Genomic DNA, 376 nt, shown 5'->3' on the forward strand with positions numbered 1-376 from the left:
ACCTTATTTGAATACCGAGAATGAACCGTAGACACATTCTTTGTTCTGGTTGACATTCCACTAACTAACATTAGTTTTTCTTCAAAATAGTTTCTAACGGTCAGAGATTCACTGTTTGCACTATTATAGAGCAAGTAAAATGTAGCGATTATCCCTGCGGCAATGAGAATATAATAAGAAATATCAAGCAAATTACCCCAACCGACATACAGGCCTATCACACCCAATAGCTTTACATCACCAGCAGACATTGCTCGTAAAAAATATAAACAAAGCCCTGAAAAGAAAAAGGTTGCAGCGCCAACTAAAGAAGTCGTAAGTGAATCCCAAGAAATTCCGCCATTAATCAATAAAATAAAGTACAGTAATACAAATA

General features: G+C 35.6%; 1 protein-coding gene. It reads right to left on the reverse strand.

The window, feature by feature from the left end; translation table 11 throughout:
- On the reverse strand, positions 1 to 376 hold a 376-nt coding region (locus AB4653_RS28260; protein WP_372105942.1), incomplete at both ends, for a prepilin peptidase.

The sequence above is a fragment of the Vibrio sp. 10N.222.48.A3 genome, from assembly GCF_041475345.1.
Lineage (GTDB): Bacteria > Pseudomonadota > Gammaproteobacteria > Enterobacterales > Vibrionaceae > Vibrio > Vibrio tasmaniensis_A.